The organism is Streptomyces sp. NPDC003042 (assembly GCF_053591315.1).
The window spans coordinates 24386-42630 of the sequence record NZ_JBSFTP010000026.1; the positions used below are offsets into that span (position 1 = coordinate 24386).

The following is an 18245-nucleotide window of genomic DNA, read 5'->3' on the forward strand; positions in this document are numbered from 1 at the left end:
AGGGTGCGGGGATGATCCGTAGCGCCGAAGTCGCCGACGTCCCCGCCATCCGGGCGATGATCCGCGAGCTTGCCGAGTACGAGAAGGTGCCGCACGAGGCGCGCGCCACCGAGGAGCAGTTGCGCGAGGCGCTGTTCGGGGTGCGGCCGGCGGTCTACGCGCACGTGGCGGAGACGGAGGACGGGGAGGTGGTCGGCTTCTCGGTCTGGTTCCTGAGCTTCTCGACGTGGCGCGGGGTGCACGGCATCTATCTGGAGGACCTGTACGTACGGCCCGGCGCGCGCGGGGGCGGGTACGGGAAGGCACTGCTGGCGGAGCTGGCGCGGACGTGCGTGGAGCGGGGGTACGAGCGGCTGGAGTGGTCGGTGCTGAAGTGGAACGAGCCGACGATCGCCTTCTACGAGGCCTTGGGTGCGCGCCCGCAGGAGGAGTGGTCGGCGTACCGGCTGACGGACGGGGCGCTGGCGCGGCTGGGGGCCGGGGACGGGGCCGCGTAGGGCGTAGGGGTTCAGGGTTCCAGGACGACCTTGCCCGTGGTGGCGCGGGTCTCCAGGGCGTGGTGGGCGGCGGCGGCTTCGGCGAGCGGGTAGCGCTGGAGGGCGGGGCGCAGGCGGCCGGTGGCCGCTTCGGCGAGGGCGCGGGTTTCCAGGACGCGGAGCGGGTCGGGGGCGCCGACGGCTTCGAGCATGGCGGGGCCGAGGACGCCGCGGGTGGTGATGCCGCGGGCGGTGAGCTCGGCGCGTTCGGTGTCGGTGAGGTCGAGCGGGCCGCCGGACCAGCCGAAGACGAGGTGGCGGGCGCCGGGGGCGAGCAGGCCGAGGGCGGTACGGGCGGTGGCGCCGCCGACCGAGTCGAAGAGGACGGTGGCGCCGTCGGGGTAGTGGGCGCGGACGGTGTCGGTCCAGCCGGGCGCGGTGTAGTCGAGGGCGAGGTCGGCGCCGTTGGCGGCGGCCCGCGCGGTCTTGGCCGGGCCGCCGGCGAGGGCGACGACGGTGGCGCCGGCGTTCTTGGCGTACTGGACGAGCAGGGTGCCGATGCCGCCCGCGGCGGCGGGGACGAGGGCGACGGAGTCCGGTCCGAGGTCGGCGAACTGGAGGATCCCCAGGGTGGTGCGGCCGGTGCCGATCATGGCGACTGCCTCGGCGGGGTCGAGGCCGGGCGGGACGGCGTGCAGGCGGTGGGCGTCGGTGACGGCGTACTCGGCGTAGCCGCCGGGGGCGAAGCCGAGGTGGGCGACGACCTGGCGGCCGAGCCAGCTCGGGTCGGTGCCGGGGCCCAGGGCGTCGACGGTGCCGGCGACCTCGCGGCCCGGGATGGTGGGGAGTTCGGGGAGGGCGGGGGCGGGGCCCTTGTCGCCCTGGCGCAGCGCGGTGTCCAGGAGGTGCACACCGGCGGCGGCCACCGCGATCCGGACCTGGCCCGCGGCGGGGACGGGGGCGGGGGCGGTCTCGTAGGAGAGGTTCTCCGCGGGGCCGAAGGCGTGGAGGCGGACGGCGTTCATGGTGGTCATGGTGTTCATGACGTGAGCCTCGGGGCTCAACCGTGGTTGAGGTCAAGGGGCGTTGTCAGTGGGGTGCGTCAGGATGGGGGAATGGTGCGAAACGGGCAGGAGCGGGCGGTGAAGGCGGCGCGGCGGCCGCAGGTGCGGCTGCCGGAGCTGGCGGCGTGGGAGGGCGGCGAGCTGGAGCCGGACGGGGACTACGACGGGCTGGAGTTCGCGGATCTCGACCTGGTGGGGCAGGAGGGGGTCGGGGCGCGGTTCATGGACTGCGCGCTGCGGCGGTGCGCGCTGGACGAGGCCGGGCTGGCGAAGGCGCGGTTCATGGACACGGTGATCGAGGGCGTCCGGGGGGTGGGGACGGACCTGTCCGGTGCCTCGCTGCGGGACGTGGAGCTGCGGGAGGCCCGGCTGGGCGGGGTGCAGATGCACGGGGCGGTGCTGGAGCGGGTCCTCGTACAGGGCGGCAAGATCGACTACCTGAACCTGCGGGAGGCACGACTGAAGGACGTGGTCTTCGAGGGCTGCGTGCTGGTGGAGCCGGACTTCGGGGGCGCGGTGCTGGAGCGGGTGGAGTTCCGGGACTGCACGATGCGCGGAGTCGACTTCAGCGGCGTACGGATGACGGATGTGGATCTACGGGAGGCGGCCGAGCTGGGGATCGCGCGCGGGGTGGAGTCGCTGGCCGGGGCCGTGATCAGCCCGGCGCAGCTGTTCGACCTGGCACCGGCGCTGGCGGCGCGGATGGGGGTGCGGGTGGTGGGGTAGGTGCCGGGCCGGCCGGGCTAGGCCGGGACGCGGGGGAAGCGGGACTGGAGCGTCCAGATGACCGGGTTGTCGGCGAGGCCGTCGTGCATGTCGACGAGGTCCGCGATGAGGTCGTGCAGGAAGTCGCGCGCCTCGCGGCGCAGGAGGCGGTGGCTGAAGGTCAGCGGCTCGTCCTCGGGTGCCATCCAGTCCGCCTCGATGTCGACCCAGCCGAAGCGGCGCTGGAAGAGCATCCGGTCGCTGGACTCGGTGAAGTCGAGTTCGGCGTACTGGCGGTTCGCGGAGCGGCTGCCGCGCGGGTCCTGGTCGAGCTGCTCGACGATGTCGCAGAGCGCCCAGGCGAAGTCGAGTACGGGCACCCATCCCCAGGCTGTGGATACTTCCCGGTCCTTGTCGGTGTCGGCGAGGTAGACGTCACCGCAGAACAGGTCGTGGCGCAGGGTCCGGACGTCCGCGGAGCGGTAGTCGGTCTGCGGGGGGTCCGGGAAGCGCCGGGAGAGGGAGTAGCCGATGTCGAGCACGTAGGTGATGGTGTCATGCCGGGCCCCTGCGGGGGTGCCGGGCGGGTGTCGGTGGCTGGGGTGCCGCTGCGCGGCGCTGCTCCCCGCCCCGCCCTGCCCCTGCGGGGGTGCCGGGCGGGTGTCGGTGGCTGGGGTCCCGCTGTGCGGCGCTGCTCCCCGCCCCGCCCTGCCCCCGTTCCCCGGGGCTCCGCCCCGGACCCGCGCCTCACACTCCCCCAGCCACCGCTGGGAGGGGCCCCAGGAGGGGCCGGGGGGAGCTGGGGAGTCGACAGCGGGACCGGCTCGGGCTTCCGCCCGGCTGGCCGACGGACGGAGTCCGGCGCAGCGGCGCGAAGCCGGGGAGGCCCCTCGGGGCCGAGTCGTGCGAGGGGCGCGTCAAGACGGGAGGAGCCGTTGTTCCTTGGCCACCGAGACCGCGCCCGCGCGGGTGTCGACGCCGAGTTTGTCGTAGATGCGGCCCAGGTGGGTTTTGACCGTGGCTTCGCTGATGAACAGGGCGCGGGCGATGTCGCGGTTGCCGAGGCCGCGGGCCAGTTGGCCCAGGATGTCCAGTTCGCGGTCCGTCAGGGTGGGGCGGGTGCCGCGCATGTGGGCCATCACGCGGCTGGCCACCGGCGGGGAGAGCGTCGTGCGGCCCGCCGCCGCCGAGTGGATGGCGGCGAACAGTTCCTCCGGGCGTTCCGCCTTGAGGAGGTAGCCGGTCGCGCCCGCGCCGATGGCCCGGGTGATGTCCGCGTCCGTGTCGTACGTGGTCAGGACCAGGACGTGCGGGGGGTCGGGGAGCGCCGTGATGCGGCGGGTGGCCTCGACGCCGTCGATGCCCTCGCCCAGCTGGAGGTCCATCAGGACGACGTCCGGACGGAGTTTGGCGGCCAGGGCGACGGCCTCCTCGCCGCTGCCAGCTTCGCCGAGCACCTCGATGTCCGGCTCGCTGCCGAGGAGCGCGAGCAGTCCGGCGCGGACCACCACGTGGTCGTCGCAGAGGAGGATCGTCGTCATCCCGTGGGCTCCAGGGGGATCGCGGCCGAGAGGACGGTGCCCTCGCCCGGGGTGGATTCGATGGTCAGGGTGCCCCCGAGCTGGCGGACGCGGGCCCGTATCGCCGGGAGGCCGTGACCGCGGTCGGAGGGGGTGGTGGCGGCGCCGCGGGGTTCGGTGAACCCTTCGCCGTCGTCCGCGATGTCCAGCACCACCTGGTCGCCCAGGAAGCTGAGGGTGAGTGCGGCCGTACGGGCGCCGGAGTGTTCGCGGATGTTGGCCAGCGCGCCCTGGGCTATGCGCAGGAGGGCCGATTCGGTGCGGTCGGGGAGCGTGACCGGGGCGCCCTCCAGGTGGAAGCGGACCTCGATGTCCGGGCCGGCGTCAAGGGCGCGCAGGGCGTCGGCGAGACCGGCGCCGTTCTCCAGCTCGGGCGGGGCCAGGTCGTGCACGAGCCGCCGCGCCTCGGCCAGGCCGCGCGCCGCGATGCCGGTGGCGGTACGGATGTGCGCGCGGGCGGTGTCCGGGTCGCTGTCCCAGGTGCGGTCGGCGGCCTGGAGCAGCATCTGCTGGCTGGAGAGGTGCTGGGCCAGGGTGTCGTGGATCTCCATGGACAGCCGTTGCCGTTCGGCGAGGGTGCCTTCGCGGCGCTCGGTGGCGGCGAGCTCGCGCCGGGTGCGGATCAGGTCGTCGATCAGCGCGCGCTGGGCCTGGGCCTGGCGCTCCATGTGGATGAAGACGGCCGTGGCGAGGGCGGCGACGGCGGGTGGGGCCAGGAGGAGGTTGGGGTCGAAGTCGGTGGAGAGCTTGAGCTGGGCCGCCACGACGAAGACGGTGAACAGGGCGACGAGGACGATCGCGGCCCGTGGGGGCAGGGTGCGCAGGGCCGTGTAGAAGAGCGGTACGGCGCACCAGGCGAAGCTCGGTGCGAGGACGACCAGGACCACCCAGGTGGCGACCACCAGGCCGAGCCAGAGCGCGTGGCGCAGGGTGGGGGTGGACGGCTGCCGCTGGCCGGGCGGGGTGCGCGTGGCGCCGACGGCGGGGCCGAGGACGTAGAGCAGGGCCAGGGTGATGCTGAGGGCGATGATCCACGGGGTGCGGGGTTCGCCGGGATGGCGCAGGAGGAACCGGGCCACCGAGGCGCCGAGGAGGAGGAAGAACGCCGTGTGCATGACGGCGGCCAGGGCGCGGGTGTCGGGGTCGGTCGAGGGGTGTGGCCGCGGGAGGTGGCTCACCGGGGGGCTCCTGGGGATCGGTGGTGCCCTTGCCCTGGCCGGGCGGGGTGCGGGTGGTCCGGTGCCGGGCGGGGGCGGGGCACGGGTGGTCCGGGTCCGGGTCCCCGTCCGGTGCCGGTGCCGGGGGCGGGGGTCGGTTCCGGTCCCGGCCCTGGGTTCAGAGTAGGGCGGCCTTTGACCAGCCAATACGACGAGGTGTGGGCGGCGCATCGACCGATCGGATGACCCTGGGGTCAACCGGTGCGGTAGCCGTTGGGAGCCGGTACGGCGACGGGGTGGGGTGGATTTCGGGCCGAGGCTTGGAGCAGCCAGTCGAGCCGATGACCACCTGGAGCAGACATGAAGACCCGCACCCGCGTTCTCACCGGTACCGCCCTCGCCGTCGCCCTCGGCGCCGGGACCTTCGGTGCCGTCAGCGCGAGCGCCACGCCCGTGGCGAAGAAGTCCGACGACAGGAACTTCACCACCTCGACCCACCTCACCATCGACGCCGCCACCCGCGCCGCCCAGGCCGCGCTCCAGGCCGCCGAGAAGGAGAACCAGAAGGTGACGGTCGCGGTGGTGGACCGCAACGGCAACACCATCGTCACCCTGCGCGGCGACGGCGCGGGCCCGCAGTCGTACGAGTCGGCGGAGCGCAAGGCCTTCACCGCCGTGTCCTGGAACGCCCCGACCTCGGTGCTCGCGGGCCGCCTCGCCCAGACCCCGAACCTGAAGGACATCCCGGGCACCCTCTTCCTCGGTGGCGGCGCCCCGGTACAGGCCAACGGCGCCCCGGTCGCCGGCATCGGCGTCGCCGGCGCCCCGAGCGGTGACCTGGACGAGAAGTTCGCCAAGGCCGGTGTCGAGGCCCTCGCCCAGTAGTCGTACCCCGCCCCCCGTCCGGGGCGCCCGCTTAGGATCGGCCGCGTGGAACTCCGCGCGCTCGTCCGACTCGCCGCCCCTGCCCTTGCCGCCCTCCTCCTCACCACGGGATGTACGGGTGACCCGGTGCGGGGGCGGCCCGGTGCGTCCGGGCTGCGTGATCCCTACTTCCCCCGCGCGGGCAACGGCGGCTACCAGGTCGAGCACTACGACCTGGACCTCGCCTACGATCCCGCCGACGGACTGCTGCACGGTACGGCGGTCATCACCGCCCGTGCCGAGCAGGGGCTCAGCTCCTTCAACCTCGACCTCAGCGGGCTCAGGGTCGAGGGTGTGGACGTGGAGGGCGCCGACGCCCGGTTCAACCGCACCGGCGACGAGCTGACGGTGCGCCCGGCCGAGGACGTGAAGAAGGGCGAGGTCTTCCGTACGGAGGTCGACTACACCGGCCGTCCGGAGCCGATCGTGGACCGGGACGGTTCCGAGGAGGGCTGGATCGCCACGGAGGACGGCGCGGTCGCGGTCGGCGAGCCGGTCGGGTCGATGAGCTGGTTCCCCGGCAACCACCACCCCAGTGACAAGGCCGCCTACGACATCACGCTCACCGTGCCGAAGGGCTACGAGGCGGTCTCCAACGGAGAACTGCGCTCCCGCCGCGACGTGGAGGACGGGCAGACCGCGTTCGCGTGGCACAGCCCGGAGCCGATGGCGAGCTACCTGGCCGTCGTCGCCATCGGGAAGTTCAAGGTGACCACCGGGCGGACCGCGTCCGGTGTCCCCGTCTACAACGCGGTGATGCCCGAGGAGGCGGCCGGGAGCGCGGCCGCGCTGGCGCGGATGCCGCAGATGGTGGAGTGGGGGAGCGCCACGTTCGGCCCGTACCCCTTCGGCAGCGCCGGCGCGATCGTGGTGCCGGGCGGGACGTTGGGCTACGCGCTGGAGACGCAGACCAAACCGGTCTACTCCGGCGCGCCGAACGAGCAGCTCGTGCTGCACGAGATGGCCCACCAGTGGTTCGGCAACTCGGTCTCGCCGAAGTCCTGGAAGGACATGTGGCTCAACGAGGGTTTCGCCACGTACGCCGAGTGGCTGTGGCTGGAGCAGCACGGCGGAGCGAGCGCGCAGCGGCGGTTCGAGGCCTACCTGGCCGGTGACACCTCGGTCGACGAGCACGCGGATTCCGACTGGTACGCCTTCCCGCCGGCCGCGCCGCCCGGTCCCGAGCACATCTCCGAGCCGCCGGTGTACGGCCGGGGCGCGATGGTGCTGCACCGGATCCGGCAGGAGGTGGGCGACGAGAAGTTCTTCGACCTGCTGCGTGGCTGGGCCGCCGACCACCGGCACGGGAACGCGAGCACGGCCGACTTCACCGCGTACGCGCAGCAGCGGACGGGCCACGACCTGAAGAAGGTCTGGGACGTCTGGTTGTACGGGGAGCGCCGGCCGACCGCTCCCTAATGCTGTGACCGGCGAGGTCCAGCGGCTGGACGGCGGTGAAGCCCCCGTCCCGGACGGGAGGGGGCTTCACCGGCGGTGGTCTCAGCCGTGAGACACGGCCGCGATCAGATGTTGACGCCGAAGTCCTGCGCGATGCCGGAGAGGCCGGAGGCGTAGCCCTGGCCGACGGCGCGGAACTTCCAGTCGGCGCCGCTGCGGTAGAGCTCGCCGAAGACCATGGCGGTCTCGGTGGCGGCGTCCTCGGAGAGGTCGTAGCGGGCGATCTCGGCGCCGCCGGCCTGGTTCACGACGCGGATGTACGCGTTGCGGACCTGGCCGAAGTTCTGGCTGCGGTTCGTGGCGTCGTAGATCGAGACCGGGAAGACGATCTTGTCGACATCGGCCGGCAGGCCGGCGAGGTTGACGTTGATGGCCTCGTCGTCGCCCGCGCCCTCACCGGTGCGGTTGTCACCGGTGTGCACGATGGTCTGGTCCGGGGTGGACTTGTTGTTGAAGAAGACGAAGTGGCCGTCGGAGACCACCTTGCCGGTCGGGTTGACCGCGATGGCGGACGCGTCCAGGTCGAACTCGACACCGGTCGTCGTACGGACGTCCCAGCCGAGGCCGACGGTGACGGCCGTGAGGCCGGGGGCCTCCTTGGAAAGCGAGACGTTTCCGCCCTTGGACAGGCTTACTGCCATTTTGACTGGTGTCCCTTCCTCGTCGCATGACCGCGATGTGTGGCCAAGTTACCGCTGTTCTTCTTAACGCCGGGAGGGGGCGAGTAGGTTCCAGCCCCTCGGGGTATCCGGCGGCCCCTTCGTAAATGCGGGTGACGAGGGCGCGGCGGGGGCCGATCATAGGGCCATGCCTGGTCCTCATGTCATCCGTGGTTCGGTCGCGCTCCCCGAGGGGGAGCTCGCCTGGCGGTTCTCGCGTTCCTCCGGGCCGGGCGGGCAGCACGTGAACACCTCCGACTCGCGTGTCGAGCTGCTCTTCGACCTCGGGGCGACCAAGGCGCTGCCGGAGGTGTGGAGGGAGCGGGCGCTGGAGCGGCTCGCGTCGCGGCTGGTCGACGGCGTGGTGACGGTACGGGCCTCCGAGCACCGCTCGCAGCTGCGCAACCGCGAGATGGCGCTGGTACGGCTGACCTCGCTGCTGGCGGAGGCCACGGCCCCGCCGCCGAAGGCGCGCCGCGCGACGAAGATCCCCCGGGGGATCAACGAGCGGCGGCTGCGGGAGAAGAAGGCGCGCGGCGAGACGAAGCGGGGCCGTACGGCCCGCGACTGGTAGGTCCCCTTGGCGGGTCCTTACGAGGCCAGGTGGCGGTAGCGGCCGCGGAAGTACGTCAGGGGCGGCGCGTCCGGGGTCGGCAGGGCGGAGGTCAGGACGCGGCCGATGACCAGGGTGTGGTCGCCGGCCACCACGCGGGACTCGGTGCGGCACTCCAGGGTGGCCAGGGCGCCGGTCAGCAGCGGGGCGTCGCAGACCGGGCCGCGTACGTAGGACAGGCCCTCGAACAGCAGCCGGTCGCTGATCCGGCCCTTCATCGCGAAGCGGCCCGCGACCTGGAGCTGGTTGTCGGCGAGGACGGAGACCCCCCACAGCGGCTGTTCCGCCAGCAGATCGTCCATACGGGAGCCCTCGCGCAGGCTCACCAGGACCAGCGGCGGGTCCAGGGACACCGACATGAAGGCGGTCGCCGTCATGCCGACGTCCTCGCCGCGCCGGCCGTCGGCGCTCAAGGGGGGCTCCTGCGCGGTGATCAGGCACACGCCCGCCGCCAGCCGGGACATGGCAGTCCGGAACTCGTCGTTGCTCACCCCTTCAGGATGAGGGGTGCTGTCACCCGCGGAGGCCAGGACGGCGGCCGGGGCCGGGACGGCGGCGGGGATCGGGGCGGTTGCGGGGGTCGTCTTCGGCACGCTGCGAACGCTAGTCTCGCGGCTGTGCGCCGCACATCGGGCCTTGGTCCGAGCCGCGTCCCCGCCCCTCGGCCTAGGCCCGGGCGTACCGTTCGCTGGCGGGAAGTGCAGGGAGCGCTCCCATCCCCTGAGCCGCCCTCTGCGGGCCGTTATTCATCTCATGTGACTTGAGTCACAGAGGCCAAGATTTGTTGACCCTGTGTACCTGCCGCACAGCTCACTGTGATTCAGTGGACGGGACACCGCAACGAACCGCCGATGACAAACCTGGAGTTGCTGTCGAGGTCTCGGGGAGAGCGAGCAATGGAGACCGAGTCGGAGCCGTACGTCCGTCTTGCGACCCTGCGGCAGCTCCACCGGGTGGTGGCCGAGCTCAATACGGCCCGGAGCCTGGCGGACACTCTGCAGACCGTCGTGGACGGCATCGTCGTGGGCCTCGGCTACGAACTCGCCTGTGTCAACCTCGTACGCCCTGACGGCGATCTCGTCGTCGCCGCCTTCGCCGGCGACTCCGCCGCCGAGGCTCTGATCACCGGCCGCGTCGGCTCGCGGGCCTCCTGGGAACGCCGGCTGACGATGGGCGAGAACTGGGACGGGCTCCGCTTCATCCCGCACTCCGAGGGCTGGGTCCTGCTCGAGGACGACGTCCCCCAGTGGCACACGGACGGCCCCGATCCGCGCTTCGAGGACGAGTGGCACCCCGAGGACCGGCTCTATGCCCCCATGTATGCGACGGGCGGGGAACTTCTGGGTGTCATCTCGGTGGACAGACCCCGCAACGGGCGCCGCCCCGGCGCCTGGGGGCGTGAAGCGCTCCAGATGTACGCCTTCCAGGCCGCGATTGCGATCAGCAACGCGCGGCTGCGCGCGAACATGCAGCGGGCCCTGGTCCGGCTGGAGCGCGAGCAGCAGGCCCTGCGCGCCAGCGAGGAGTCGTTCCGCCAGGCCTTCGAGTACGCGCCCAGCGGCATGGCCATCGCCGAGATGGGTGGCGACCAGCACGGCCGCCTGCTGCGCACCAACGACGCGCTGTGCCGACTGCTCGGCCGGCCCGCCTCCGTGCTGCGCCGCTACTCCTTCTCCGACCTCGTCCACCCCGAGGACATCGGGACCCTGCTGCGCACGTCCGCGGAGGGCGGGCGGGCCGAGCTGCGCCTCGGGCGGCGCGACGGCACGTACGTATGGGTCTCGCTGCGCAACTCGGTGGTCGCGGACGCCGCCGACGGACCCCGTTTCCTGCTCACGCACGTCGAGGACATCGAGGAGCGCAAGCGGCACGAGCTCCAGCTCGCGCACCGGGCCAGCCACGACTCGCTGACCGGCCTGCCCAACAGCGCCGAGCTGCGCTCGCGGCTGGGGGCGCGGCTGTGCCGCAGACCCCAGTCCGTGCGGGCCACGGCCGTGGAGGTGCTGGACGCGGCCTTCGAGGCGCGGCCGGGGGCGGGTGGTGCCGCGGAGCACGGCTTTCAGCCCGATGCCCTCGTCGGCCCGTACGGCCCCCCGGGACTGCCGCTTCCGGGGCAGGCGCCCGGCCCCGAGTCCTTCGAGTTCCCCGGCGCGCTCTCCGGTCCGGCCGACGGCCCGTACGACCACCACGTGCACACCGTCGCGCCCGCCACGGACGTCGACGACGGGACGAAGGGGCTCGCGGTCCTCTTCTGCGACCTCGACGGCTTCAAGTCGATCAACGACCGGTTCGGGCACCACACGGGCGACGCGGTCCTGATCGAGGTCGCCCGGAGGCTGTCGACGTGCGTCAGGGACGGTGACACCGTCGCTCGGCTGGGTGGTGACGAATTCGTCGTCCTTGCCGACGGGCTGGGGGCGGCCGACGCCGCCGACCTGGCCGTCCGGCTGCGGGGCGCGATCATCCCGCCGATCCGCGTGGACGGCCGTGCGGTACGGGTAGGAGCGAGTTTCGGGATCGGCTGGGCGAGTTGCGGGATGTCCGCGGACGAGGTGCTGCGCTCCGCCGACCAGCGGATGTACATCGAGAAGAGGTCCCGTTCCAAGGCCCACCGCAGGGCGGGCTGAGCTGATCGGCCGCTCGTGGGCGCACGTGTTCGGGGTAGGCTCCCGTGGGTCGAAAGGAGTGACCTGCGATGACGACGCCCGCGAACAACGGCCCGCACGGAGGGGCGAACCAGCCCGAGGACGATGACCCGTTCGGCTACCTCTACGCGGACGGCCAGGCCGCCGGAGCCACCCCGCCCGGACAGGGCGGTGGATACGGCTACCCCGGCCCGACGGGCGGTGGTCAGCCCGGCGTACAGCCAGGAGTCCCCCGTACCTCGTACAACCAGGTGCGCACGGTAGGCGAGCGGACGTACGGCGGCCAGCGCGGCCCCGTCCCGTACCAGCCGGGCCCCCAGCAGCCCCCGAACCAGCCTCAGGCCCAGTACCAGGCTCCCGAGGCGCTCCAGGGCGGCGGGTACGGCGTCCCGCAGCAGCAGTCCCCGCAGTCGCACACCCAGCAGATCCCGCCCCCGGGCGGCGGTCACGGCGGCGGCGGTGGCTCCAGCCGCCGCGGGCTGCTCATCGCGGCCGTCGCGGTGGTCGGCGCGGTCGCGATCGGGATCGGCGCGGCGATGGCCTTCGGCAACAAGGACGAGGACAAGGGCGGCGAGAACCAGGCCGGCCAGAACCAGCAGCAGTCCGCGCCCCCGCAGCAGTCGACGTCCCCGAAGCCGAGCGGCTCCCCGGAGCCCTCGCAGGCCCCGCTGCCGAAGGGCGAGGCGGCCGGCGCGGGCATGGTGCTCACCGGTGGCGCGAAGCTGGACAGCACGGTGCCGGGCGCGACGAGCTCGGGCGGCCAGTACGTCGGTTCCTTCAACCAGCCCGGTGCGGCGCTGACCTGGACCCTGGACGTCCCGAAGGCCGGCACGTACAGGTTCTACGTCCGGTTCGGCATCCCGGGCGAGGAGGCCAACGCCACCCTGGCCGTGAACGGCAAGCCCAACAGCTCGCCGCTGAGCATGCGGAACTTCGCCAACTCGCCCAAGGGCGACTGGGAGAAGGGCTGGCAGACCACCTGGGGCCAGGTGACCCTCGGCAAGGGCACCAACACGATCAAGATGTCGTGCGAGGCGGGCAACAAGTGCAACGTCAACATCGACAAGCTGTGGCTCGAACAGGGCTGAGGCCCTAGCCGGCAGCTGTGACCTTCACCGACCCTCGTACCTCCTCATAGGTGCGGGGGTCGAACTCTCCCGCCACCGGGGCGTGCACCGTGGCCGCCGAGAGCGCCACGGCGCGGGTGAGGCGGGCCGGCCAGTCCAGGCCCTCCGTCAGGGCCGACAGGAGGCCCGCGACGGCGGAGTCGCCCGCGCCGGTGGGGTTGCCGGTCAGGGTCCGCGGCGGGGTCGCCTGCCAGGTGCCCTCGGCGGTGGCGGCGAGCAGGCCGTCCGGGCCCAGGGAGGTGACCACCGCGTGGGCGCCCCGGCGGCGGGCGTCGTGGGTGGCGGGGAGCGGGTCGCGGGAGCCGGTCAGTTCGGCGAGTTCGGCGGCGTTCGGCTTGATGATCTCCGGCCGGGCGGCGATGCCGCGGCGCAGGGCCTCGCCGCCGGTGTCCAGCAGGACGGGGGCGCCGGCCGCGCGGGCCGCCCGTACGAGGACCGCGTACGCCCCGACCGGCACGCCGGGCGGCAGGCTGCCGCACAGGGCCACCGCGCGGGCTCCGGCGACCAGTTCGGCGTAGCGCGCGAGGAACGCCGACCACTCGGCGGGGCGGATGTGCGGGCCGGGCTCGTTGAACTGCGTGGTGTCGCCGGTGCTTTCGTCGACCACGGCCACGGTGCGGCGGGTGGTGCCCGCGCAGGGGACCAGGGCGTCCACGACCCCGGGGGAGCCGGTGAGCAGCTCGCGCACGACCGCGCCGGCCAGGCCGCCCGCGAAGCCCGTCGCCGTGACCTCGTGGCCGAGGGCGGCGAGCACCCGGGCGACGTTCAGGCCCTTGCCGCCGGGGCGTTCGGTGACACCGGTGACCCGGTGGGAGGTGTGCGGGCGCAGTCGCGGCACCCGGTGGGTGACGTCGAGGGCGGTGTTGAGCGTCACGGTGAGGATCATGGTCAGTCCCGGTCTTGGTATGTGCCGGGATCATGCCAAACGCAGGCGCGGCCCGCCCAGTCCCGCGGGCCGGCCACCCGCAGTTCTTACGGGGGATCGGCCGATCGGGCCGCTCAGCGCACCGGGCTGACGATCCATTCGCCGCGCCGCATGACGCCCTTGACGTCGAACTCGGCGTCGAGGACGACCAGGTCGGCGTACTTGCCGGGCTCCAGCGAGCCGACCTTGTCATAGAGGCCGAGCAGCCGGGCGGGGTTGGCGGAGATCGCCTGGACCACGGACTCGACGGGCAGCCGGTCGATGGTCACCGACCGCTTGAAGGCGGTGTCCAGGGTCAGGGTGGATCCGGCGATGGAGCCGCCCTCGACGAGCCGGGCGACGCCCTGCTTGACCTCGACCTCCAGCTGGCCGAGGTGGTAGGTCCCGTCGCCGAAGCCGGCCGCGTCCATCGCGTCGGTGATCAGCGCGACGCGGTGCGCGCCCGCGTGGTGGAAGGCGAGCTCCAGCATCGCGGGGTGCAGGTGGGTGCCGTCGTTGATCAGCTCGACGGTGACCCGCTCGTCCTCCAGCAGCGCCGCGATCGGGCCGGGGGCGCGGTGCTCCAGGCCGGGCATGGCGTTGTAGAGGTGGGTGGCCACGGTCGCGCCCGCGTCGATGGCCTCGCGCGTCTGGTCGTACGTGGAGTCCGTGTGGCCGATCGCGGCGATGACCCCGTGCTCGGCCAGGAGCCGTACGGAGTCCAGCCCGCCCGGCAGTTCGGTGGCGAGGGTGAACATGCGGGCGGCGCCGTGCGCGGCGTCGATCAGCTTGCGGACCTCGGCCGGGTCGGGGTCGCGCAGCAGGTCCTCCTTGTGCGCGCCCTTGCGGCAGGGGTTGATGAAGGGCCCCTCGAAGTGGATGCCGGCGATCTCGCCCTGCTGGGTGAGCTCGGCCAGCAGTCCGGCGCGCCGGGCCAGCTCGTCCAGGTCGCCGGTGACGGTGGAGGCGACGAGGGTGGTGGTGCCGTGCTCGCGGTGGGTCCGTACGCCCGTGAGGACCTCGTCGGCGGTGCCGGAGGTGAAGGAGGCGCCGCCGCCGCCGTGGTTGTGCATGTCCACGAAGCCGGGGACGATCCAGTGCCCGGACAGGTCGACGGTCCCGGCGCTCTCGGGGGCGCTGCCGGCGATGCGCTCGCCGTCGACGATGACCCGGCCGTTCGCGACGGTACCCGTGGGCAGCACCACCCTGGCGCCGGAGAGAACGGTGCTGTGTGCGCTTCCGGACATCAGGCAGGTACCTCCGTGGCGAGTAGGTCCCAGGCGAGCAGCCCTGCGCCCAGGCATCCGGCGGTGTCCCCGAGGGCCGCCGGCACGATCTCGGGCAGCCGCTGGAACGTCACGCGTTCCTCGACGGCCGTCCGTAGTGGTGTGAACAAGGTTTCCCCCGCCTCGGCGAGCCCGCCACCGATGATCAGCGCGCGCGGGTCCAGCAGGGTGATCGCGGTGACCAGCCCGTCGGCGAGCGCGCCGATGGCGGCCAGCCACACCTCCCGGGCGCGTGCGTCGCCGGCCTCGACGGCCACGGCGCAGTCCGCGGCGTCCGCCCCCGGGTCGCCGCAGGCGGCGGCCCAGGCGCGGCTGACGGCGGAGGCGGAGGCGAGCGTCTCCAGGCAGCCGCGCTGGCCGCAGCCGCAGTCGGGGCCGCCGGGGCGGACCACGATGTGGCCGATCTCGCCCGCGTAGCCGTGGGCGCCGGCCTCGATGCGGCCGGCGATGCCGATGGCTCCGGCGATGCCGGTGCCGAGGGGGACGAACAGGAAGCGGTCGGCGCCCCGGCCCGCTCCGATGCGGCCTTCGGCGAGCCCGCCCGTGCGTACGTCGTGTCCGAGGGCCACCGGGATGCCGCCGAGGCGGGTGCTGAGCAGTTCGCGCATGGGTACGTCGCGCCAGCCCAGGTTGGCCGCGTAGACGGCGATCCCGCGCTCGGCGTCGACGATGCCGGGGACGGCGACTCCGGCGGCCGAGGCGGGCGCGGCGAAGCGTTCGCGGCCGAGGTCGAGCAGCTCGGAGGCGAAGTGCAGGATCGTCTCGACGACGGCCTCGGGGCCCCGCTCGCGGCCGGTGGCGCGGCGCGCCTGGTGCAGCAGGGTTCCGTCCTCGGCGATGAGGGCGGCCTTCATCCCGGTGCCGCCCACATCGAGGGCGATGACGTGTTTCACGGGTTTCACAGAGGACAGTCTCGCGTGCTCGGCGGGGAAAGGTCTAGTCCATTGAACGGGATTGTTGAGCAGCCATACAAATCCGGGACCTGGTCCGGATACGGTCCGGACACAGTCCGGGCGGAGCGCGGATCCGGATGTGGACGAGCCGCCAAAGTGGTGTAGACCTTACGTCGAATCGTACGTACGACAAGGGGTGATCGAGAACCGTGAAGGGCCGTTACCTGAGCCTGGCCGCGACCGGGGCCGCGCTGTGCCTGACCGCTGTGACGCTGACCGGCTGCGGAAGCCTGACGGGCGTCACCGGGGACAACGAGGTGACCCTGCGGGTCGTGGCGGCCGACTACGGGGACAATCCGCAGAACTCCTCCGCGTCCTACTGGAAGGCCCTCGCCGACGGCTTCGAGAAGGACAACCCCGGCGTCCACGTCGAGGTCAGCGTCTACTCCTGGTCCGAGGTCGACGCCAAGGTCGCCGAGATGGTCAAGGCCGGCAAGGCACCCGACATCGCGCAGATCGGCGCCTACGCCGACTACGCGGAAGCGGGCCAGCTCTACACCACCGACGAGCTGCTCTCCGTCAAGACCGAAGCCGACTTCCTGGGCCCGCTCGCGGACGCCGGGAAGGTCAAGCGGGTCCAGTACGGGATGCCGTTCGTGGCCAGCACCCGGCTGCTGTTCTACAACGAGAAGCTGCTCGGCGACGCCGGGGTCATCCCCAAGGACGCCAAGACCTCCTCCTGGCAGCCCAAGAGCTGGGCGGAGCTGGAGGCGGCCGCCAAGAAGCTCAAGGGCGCGGGCGTGCGCACCCCCTTCGCTCTGCCGCTGGGCCGAGAGGAGGCCCAGGCCGAGTCGATGATGTGGATGCTCTCCGGCGGTGGCGGCTACACCGACATCGAGGAGAACTACGCGATCGACTCCCCGGAGAACGTCAAGACCTTCGAGTTCCTGCGCGACAAGATGGTCGGGCAGGGGCTGACCGGACCCGTCGAACCGGGGAAGCTGGACCGCCAGGCCGCCTTCGACGCCTTCACGCGGGGCGAGGTGGGCATGCTCAACGGCCACCCCACGCTCCTCAAGCAGGCCGCCGGCAAGGGCGTGAAGTTCGGCATGGTCACCATGCCGACCGCCGACGGGACCGACCACTCCACCATGGGCGTCGCGGACTGGGTGATGGCCTTCAAGAACGGCCACAAGAAGGAGTCCGGGAAGTTCCTGGACCACCTGTACGCGGAGAAGAACGTGACGGCGTTCACCACCATGTACGACCTGCTGCCGGCCACGACGAGCGGTTACCGGGCCATGGAGGCGAGCACGGGCGCCTCGGCGACGCAGCTGAAGACCTTCCTGACGGCCCTGCCGACCGCCCGGCTGTACCCGGTCGGCAAGAAGTCCTGGGCCGGGGTCAGCGAGGACGTCAAGGGGAACATCGGGCAGGTCGTGCAGCCGGGCGGGCAGCCCGCGAAGGTGCTGGAGGAGATCGCGACGTCGGCGCTCAAGGCGGACGCGGCCCGCTGAGCGGACGCGGGCCGGGCCCCCGGGTGGGCGCCGGGTGCGTGTCGGTGGGCGGCGTTAATCTGGCCGTATGACGGACGACGGGCAGGTGGACGGGCGGCTGACGGCCACCGAGGCCGCCGTACTCGCGTACGAGGGACGCACCTGGCCCGGTCCCGGCGCCAAGGAGCGGGCCATACGCGAAGGGCTGGGGATGCCCCCAGTCCGCTATTACCAGCTGCTGAACGCCTTGATGGACGATCCACGGGCGCTGGAGCACGCACCGGGCACGGTCAACCGCCTCCGCCGGATCCGCGAGGCGCAGCGCGCGCGGCGGTAGGGGGTCTGGGCGGGGCCGGACGGCGCCGGTAGGGTCGGGTCCATGGGGAGCCGCCCGCACCACCCGCCGATGCCCGTGCCCGTCACCGCCGCCGGACGCGAGGGTCTTGAAGCCCTCCTGCGCACACCTCGCAGAGCCGTCATCGCCCTCGACTTCGACGGCACGCTCGCCGACATCGTCCCCGACCCCGACCAGGCGCGCGCGCACCCGGACGCCGTACCGGCCCTCTCCGCGCTCGCGCCCCAGGTCGAGGCGGTGGCCGTGGTCACCGGCCGGCCGGCCGGGGTCGCCGTACGGTACGGCGGCTTCGCGGGGGTGCCGGGGCTGGAGCACATGGTCGTCCTCGGCCACTACGGCGCCGAGCGGTGGGACGCCGTCACCGGAATCGTGGCCGCCCCCGCCGAACACCCCGGGGTCGCGGCCGTTCGGGCCGAACTGCCCGGATTCCTCGACGCGATCGGCGCGTGGCGCGGCACCTGGATCGAGGAGAAGGGCCGGGCCCTGGCCGTCCACACCCGGCGCGCGGCCGACCCCGAAGCAGCCTTCGCGGCGCTGCGGGAACCCCTGGCCGAGCTGGCCGCGCGGCACGGGCTGATGGTGGAACCGGGCCGGGCCGTGCTGGAGCTGAGGCCGCCCGGGATGGACAAGGGCGTCGCCCTGAGCGAGTTCCTCGTGGAACGGGACGCCGAGGCGGTGCTCTACGCCGGCGACGACCTCGGTGACCTCGCGGCGTACGCGGCCGTGGAGAAGCGGCGCACTGACGGGCTGCCGGGGCTGCTGGTGTGCAGCGGCTCGGCGGAGGTCCCCGAACTGGCCGCCCGCGCCGACCTCGTCCTCCCGGGCCCGTCGGCGGTAGCCGCCTTCCTGGCCACCCTGGCCACCGCTCTCCGCGCCTGACGCCGCCGGGCAGATTCAGCCCCG

19 protein-coding genes are annotated in these 18245 nt (G+C 73.0%); 10 read left to right on the forward strand and 9 right to left on the reverse strand.

The window, feature by feature from the left end; genetic code table 11:
* Positions 1-11: 11 nt before the first annotated feature.
* The gene (locus ACWDYJ_RS15675; protein WP_451566078.1) at positions 12-497 is read left to right on the forward strand and encodes an N-acetyltransferase family protein; all 486 of its coding nucleotides are present in this window, start codon (positions 12-14) and stop codon (positions 495-497) included.
* Between the two features lie 11 nt (positions 498-508).
* Here the strand turns inward: ACWDYJ_RS15675 and ACWDYJ_RS15680 are convergent, their stop codons facing one another.
* Complete coding sequence (locus ACWDYJ_RS15680) at positions 509-1501, reverse strand: zinc-binding dehydrogenase (protein ID WP_451566129.1); 993 nt, start codon at positions 1499-1501, stop codon at positions 509-511.
* A gap of 90 nt (positions 1502-1591) precedes the next feature.
* Here ACWDYJ_RS15680 and ACWDYJ_RS15685 point away from each other — a divergent pair, with 90 nt between their 5' ends.
* Positions 1592-2266, forward strand: a complete 675-nt coding sequence (locus ACWDYJ_RS15685) for a pentapeptide repeat-containing protein (protein ID WP_451566079.1) — start codon at positions 1592-1594, stop codon at positions 2264-2266.
* A 17-nt stretch (positions 2267-2283) separates the two neighbouring features.
* Here ACWDYJ_RS15685 and ACWDYJ_RS15690 read toward each other — a convergent pair whose 3' ends face one another.
* The 3 genes from ACWDYJ_RS15690 to ACWDYJ_RS15700 all read right to left on the reverse strand — a co-directional run bounded on the left by ACWDYJ_RS15690 (position 2284) and on the right by ACWDYJ_RS15700 (position 4940).
* Positions 2284-2787 carry a hypothetical protein gene (locus ACWDYJ_RS15690; RefSeq protein WP_451566080.1) on the reverse strand — a complete coding sequence of 168 codons (504 nt, stop codon included), beginning with the start codon at positions 2785-2787 and terminating at the stop codon, positions 2284-2286.
* 375 nt (positions 2788-3162) lie between these two features.
* Positions 3163-3786 (reverse strand): response regulator, encoded by a 624-nt coding sequence (locus ACWDYJ_RS15695; protein WP_451566081.1) that lies wholly within the window; start codon positions 3784-3786, stop codon positions 3163-3165.
* Positions 3783-4940 (reverse strand): sensor histidine kinase, encoded by a 1158-nt coding sequence (locus ACWDYJ_RS15700; RefSeq protein ID WP_451566130.1) that lies wholly within the window; start codon positions 4938-4940, stop codon positions 3783-3785. The genes ACWDYJ_RS15695 and ACWDYJ_RS15700 overlap by 4 nt, the downstream gene beginning before the upstream one ends.
* A gap of 402 nt (positions 4941-5342) precedes the next feature.
* Here ACWDYJ_RS15700 and ACWDYJ_RS15705 point away from each other — a divergent pair, with 402 nt between their 5' ends.
* Positions 5343-5867 (forward strand): GlcG/HbpS family heme-binding protein, encoded by a 525-nt coding sequence (locus ACWDYJ_RS15705; protein ID WP_451566082.1) that lies wholly within the window; start codon positions 5343-5345, stop codon positions 5865-5867.
* Positions 5868-5912: 45 nt separating this feature from the next.
* A complete protein-coding gene (locus tag ACWDYJ_RS15710) occupies positions 5913-7325 on the forward strand; it encodes a M1 family metallopeptidase (RefSeq protein ID WP_451566083.1) in 1413 nt (470 codons plus the stop codon).
* A 104-nt stretch (positions 7326-7429) separates the two neighbouring features.
* Here the strand turns inward: ACWDYJ_RS15710 and ACWDYJ_RS15715 are convergent, their stop codons facing one another.
* Positions 7430-8005, reverse strand: a complete 576-nt coding sequence (locus ACWDYJ_RS15715) for a TerD family protein (RefSeq protein WP_451566084.1) — start codon at positions 8003-8005, stop codon at positions 7430-7432.
* Positions 8006-8171: 166 nt separating this feature from the next.
* Here ACWDYJ_RS15715 and arfB point away from each other — a divergent pair, with 166 nt between their 5' ends.
* Positions 8172-8597: an alternative ribosome rescue aminoacyl-tRNA hydrolase ArfB gene (arfB, locus tag ACWDYJ_RS15720; RefSeq protein WP_451566085.1), complete on the forward strand. Its 426-nt coding sequence runs from the start codon at positions 8172-8174 to the stop codon at positions 8595-8597.
* A 17-nt stretch (positions 8598-8614) separates the two neighbouring features.
* On the opposite strand, the gene ACWDYJ_RS15725 is transcribed toward arfB, so the two are convergent.
* Entirely contained in the window at positions 8615-9199 is a 585-nt protein-coding gene (locus ACWDYJ_RS15725) for a flavin reductase family protein (RefSeq protein WP_451566131.1), read from the reverse strand.
* Between the two features lie 333 nt (positions 9200-9532).
* Between ACWDYJ_RS15725 and cdgB the strand changes: the two genes are divergently transcribed.
* Positions 9533-11263 (forward strand): diguanylate cyclase CdgB, encoded by a 1731-nt coding sequence (gene cdgB, locus ACWDYJ_RS15730; protein ID WP_451566086.1) that lies wholly within the window; start codon positions 9533-9535, stop codon positions 11261-11263.
* Between the two features lie 68 nt (positions 11264-11331).
* Positions 11332-12369 (forward strand): CBM35 domain-containing protein, encoded by a 1038-nt coding sequence (locus ACWDYJ_RS15735; protein ID WP_451566087.1) that lies wholly within the window; start codon positions 11332-11334, stop codon positions 12367-12369.
* Positions 12370-12373: 4 nt separating this feature from the next.
* On the opposite strand, the gene ACWDYJ_RS15740 is transcribed toward ACWDYJ_RS15735, so the two are convergent.
* The 3 genes from ACWDYJ_RS15740 to ACWDYJ_RS15750 form a co-directional block, all read right to left on the reverse strand.
* Positions 12374-13294: a 1-phosphofructokinase family hexose kinase gene (locus ACWDYJ_RS15740; protein WP_451566088.1), complete on the reverse strand. Its 921-nt coding sequence runs from the start codon at positions 13292-13294 to the stop codon at positions 12374-12376.
* 113 nt (positions 13295-13407) lie between these two features.
* Positions 13408-14559, reverse strand: coding sequence for an N-acetylglucosamine-6-phosphate deacetylase (gene nagA / locus ACWDYJ_RS15745; protein ID WP_451566089.1), 1152 nt, complete (start codon positions 14557-14559; stop codon positions 13408-13410).
* Positions 14559-15491 (reverse strand): ROK family protein, encoded by a 933-nt coding sequence (locus ACWDYJ_RS15750; RefSeq protein ID WP_451566132.1) that lies wholly within the window; start codon positions 15489-15491, stop codon positions 14559-14561. Before ACWDYJ_RS15750 ends, nagA begins: the two co-directional genes overlap by 1 nt.
* Positions 15492-15700: 209 nt before the next feature.
* On the opposite strand from ACWDYJ_RS15750, the gene ACWDYJ_RS15755 reads away from it, so the two are divergent.
* The 3 genes from ACWDYJ_RS15755 to otsB all read left to right on the forward strand — a co-directional run bounded on the left by ACWDYJ_RS15755 (position 15701) and on the right by otsB (position 18221).
* Positions 15701-17008 (forward strand): extracellular solute-binding protein, encoded by a 1308-nt coding sequence (locus ACWDYJ_RS15755; protein ID WP_451566090.1) that lies wholly within the window; start codon positions 15701-15703, stop codon positions 17006-17008.
* 67 nt (positions 17009-17075) lie between these two features.
* Positions 17076-17324 (forward strand): DUF3263 domain-containing protein, encoded by a 249-nt coding sequence (locus ACWDYJ_RS15760; protein ID WP_451566091.1) that lies wholly within the window; start codon positions 17076-17078, stop codon positions 17322-17324.
* Between the two features lie 42 nt (positions 17325-17366).
* Positions 17367-18221: a trehalose-phosphatase gene (otsB, locus tag ACWDYJ_RS15765; protein WP_451566092.1), complete on the forward strand. Its 855-nt coding sequence runs from the start codon at positions 17367-17369 to the stop codon at positions 18219-18221.
* The last annotated feature ends 24 nt before the right edge of the window (positions 18222-18245 follow it).

Coding starts and splice junctions, on each gene's coding strand:
- ACWDYJ_RS15740 (WP_451566088.1), bottom strand. CDS start 13,294: ATGATCCTCACCGTGACGCTCAACACCGCCCTCGACGTCACCCACCGG.
- otsB (WP_451566092.1), top strand. CDS start 17,367: ATGGGGAGCCGCCCGCACCACCCGCCGATGCCCGTGCCCGTCACCGCC.
- ACWDYJ_RS15680 (WP_451566129.1), bottom strand. CDS start 1,501: ATGAACGCCGTCCGCCTCCACGCCTTCGGCCCCGCGGAGAACCTCTCC.
- cdgB (WP_451566086.1), top strand. CDS start 9,533: ATGGAGACCGAGTCGGAGCCGTACGTCCGTCTTGCGACCCTGCGGCAG.
- ACWDYJ_RS15705 (WP_451566082.1), top strand. CDS start 5,343: ATGAAGACCCGCACCCGCGTTCTCACCGGTACCGCCCTCGCCGTCGCC.
- ACWDYJ_RS15675 (WP_451566078.1), top strand. CDS start 12: ATGATCCGTAGCGCCGAAGTCGCCGACGTCCCCGCCATCCGGGCGATG.
- nagA (WP_451566089.1), bottom strand. CDS start 14,559: ATGTCCGGAAGCGCACACAGCACCGTTCTCTCCGGCGCCAGGGTGGTG.
- ACWDYJ_RS15700 (WP_451566130.1), bottom strand. CDS start 4,940: ATGCACACGGCGTTCTTCCTCCTCCTCGGCGCCTCGGTGGCCCGGTTC.
- ACWDYJ_RS15760 (WP_451566091.1), top strand. CDS start 17,076: ATGACGGACGACGGGCAGGTGGACGGGCGGCTGACGGCCACCGAGGCC.
- arfB (WP_451566085.1), top strand. CDS start 8,172: ATGCCTGGTCCTCATGTCATCCGTGGTTCGGTCGCGCTCCCCGAGGGG.
- ACWDYJ_RS15685 (WP_451566079.1), top strand. CDS start 1,592: ATGGTGCGAAACGGGCAGGAGCGGGCGGTGAAGGCGGCGCGGCGGCCG.
- ACWDYJ_RS15695 (WP_451566081.1), bottom strand. CDS start 3,786: ATGACGACGATCCTCCTCTGCGACGACCACGTGGTGGTCCGCGCCGGA.
- ACWDYJ_RS15715 (WP_451566084.1), bottom strand. CDS start 8,005: ATGGCAGTAAGCCTGTCCAAGGGCGGAAACGTCTCGCTTTCCAAGGAG.
- ACWDYJ_RS15735 (WP_451566087.1), top strand. CDS start 11,332: ATGACGACGCCCGCGAACAACGGCCCGCACGGAGGGGCGAACCAGCCC.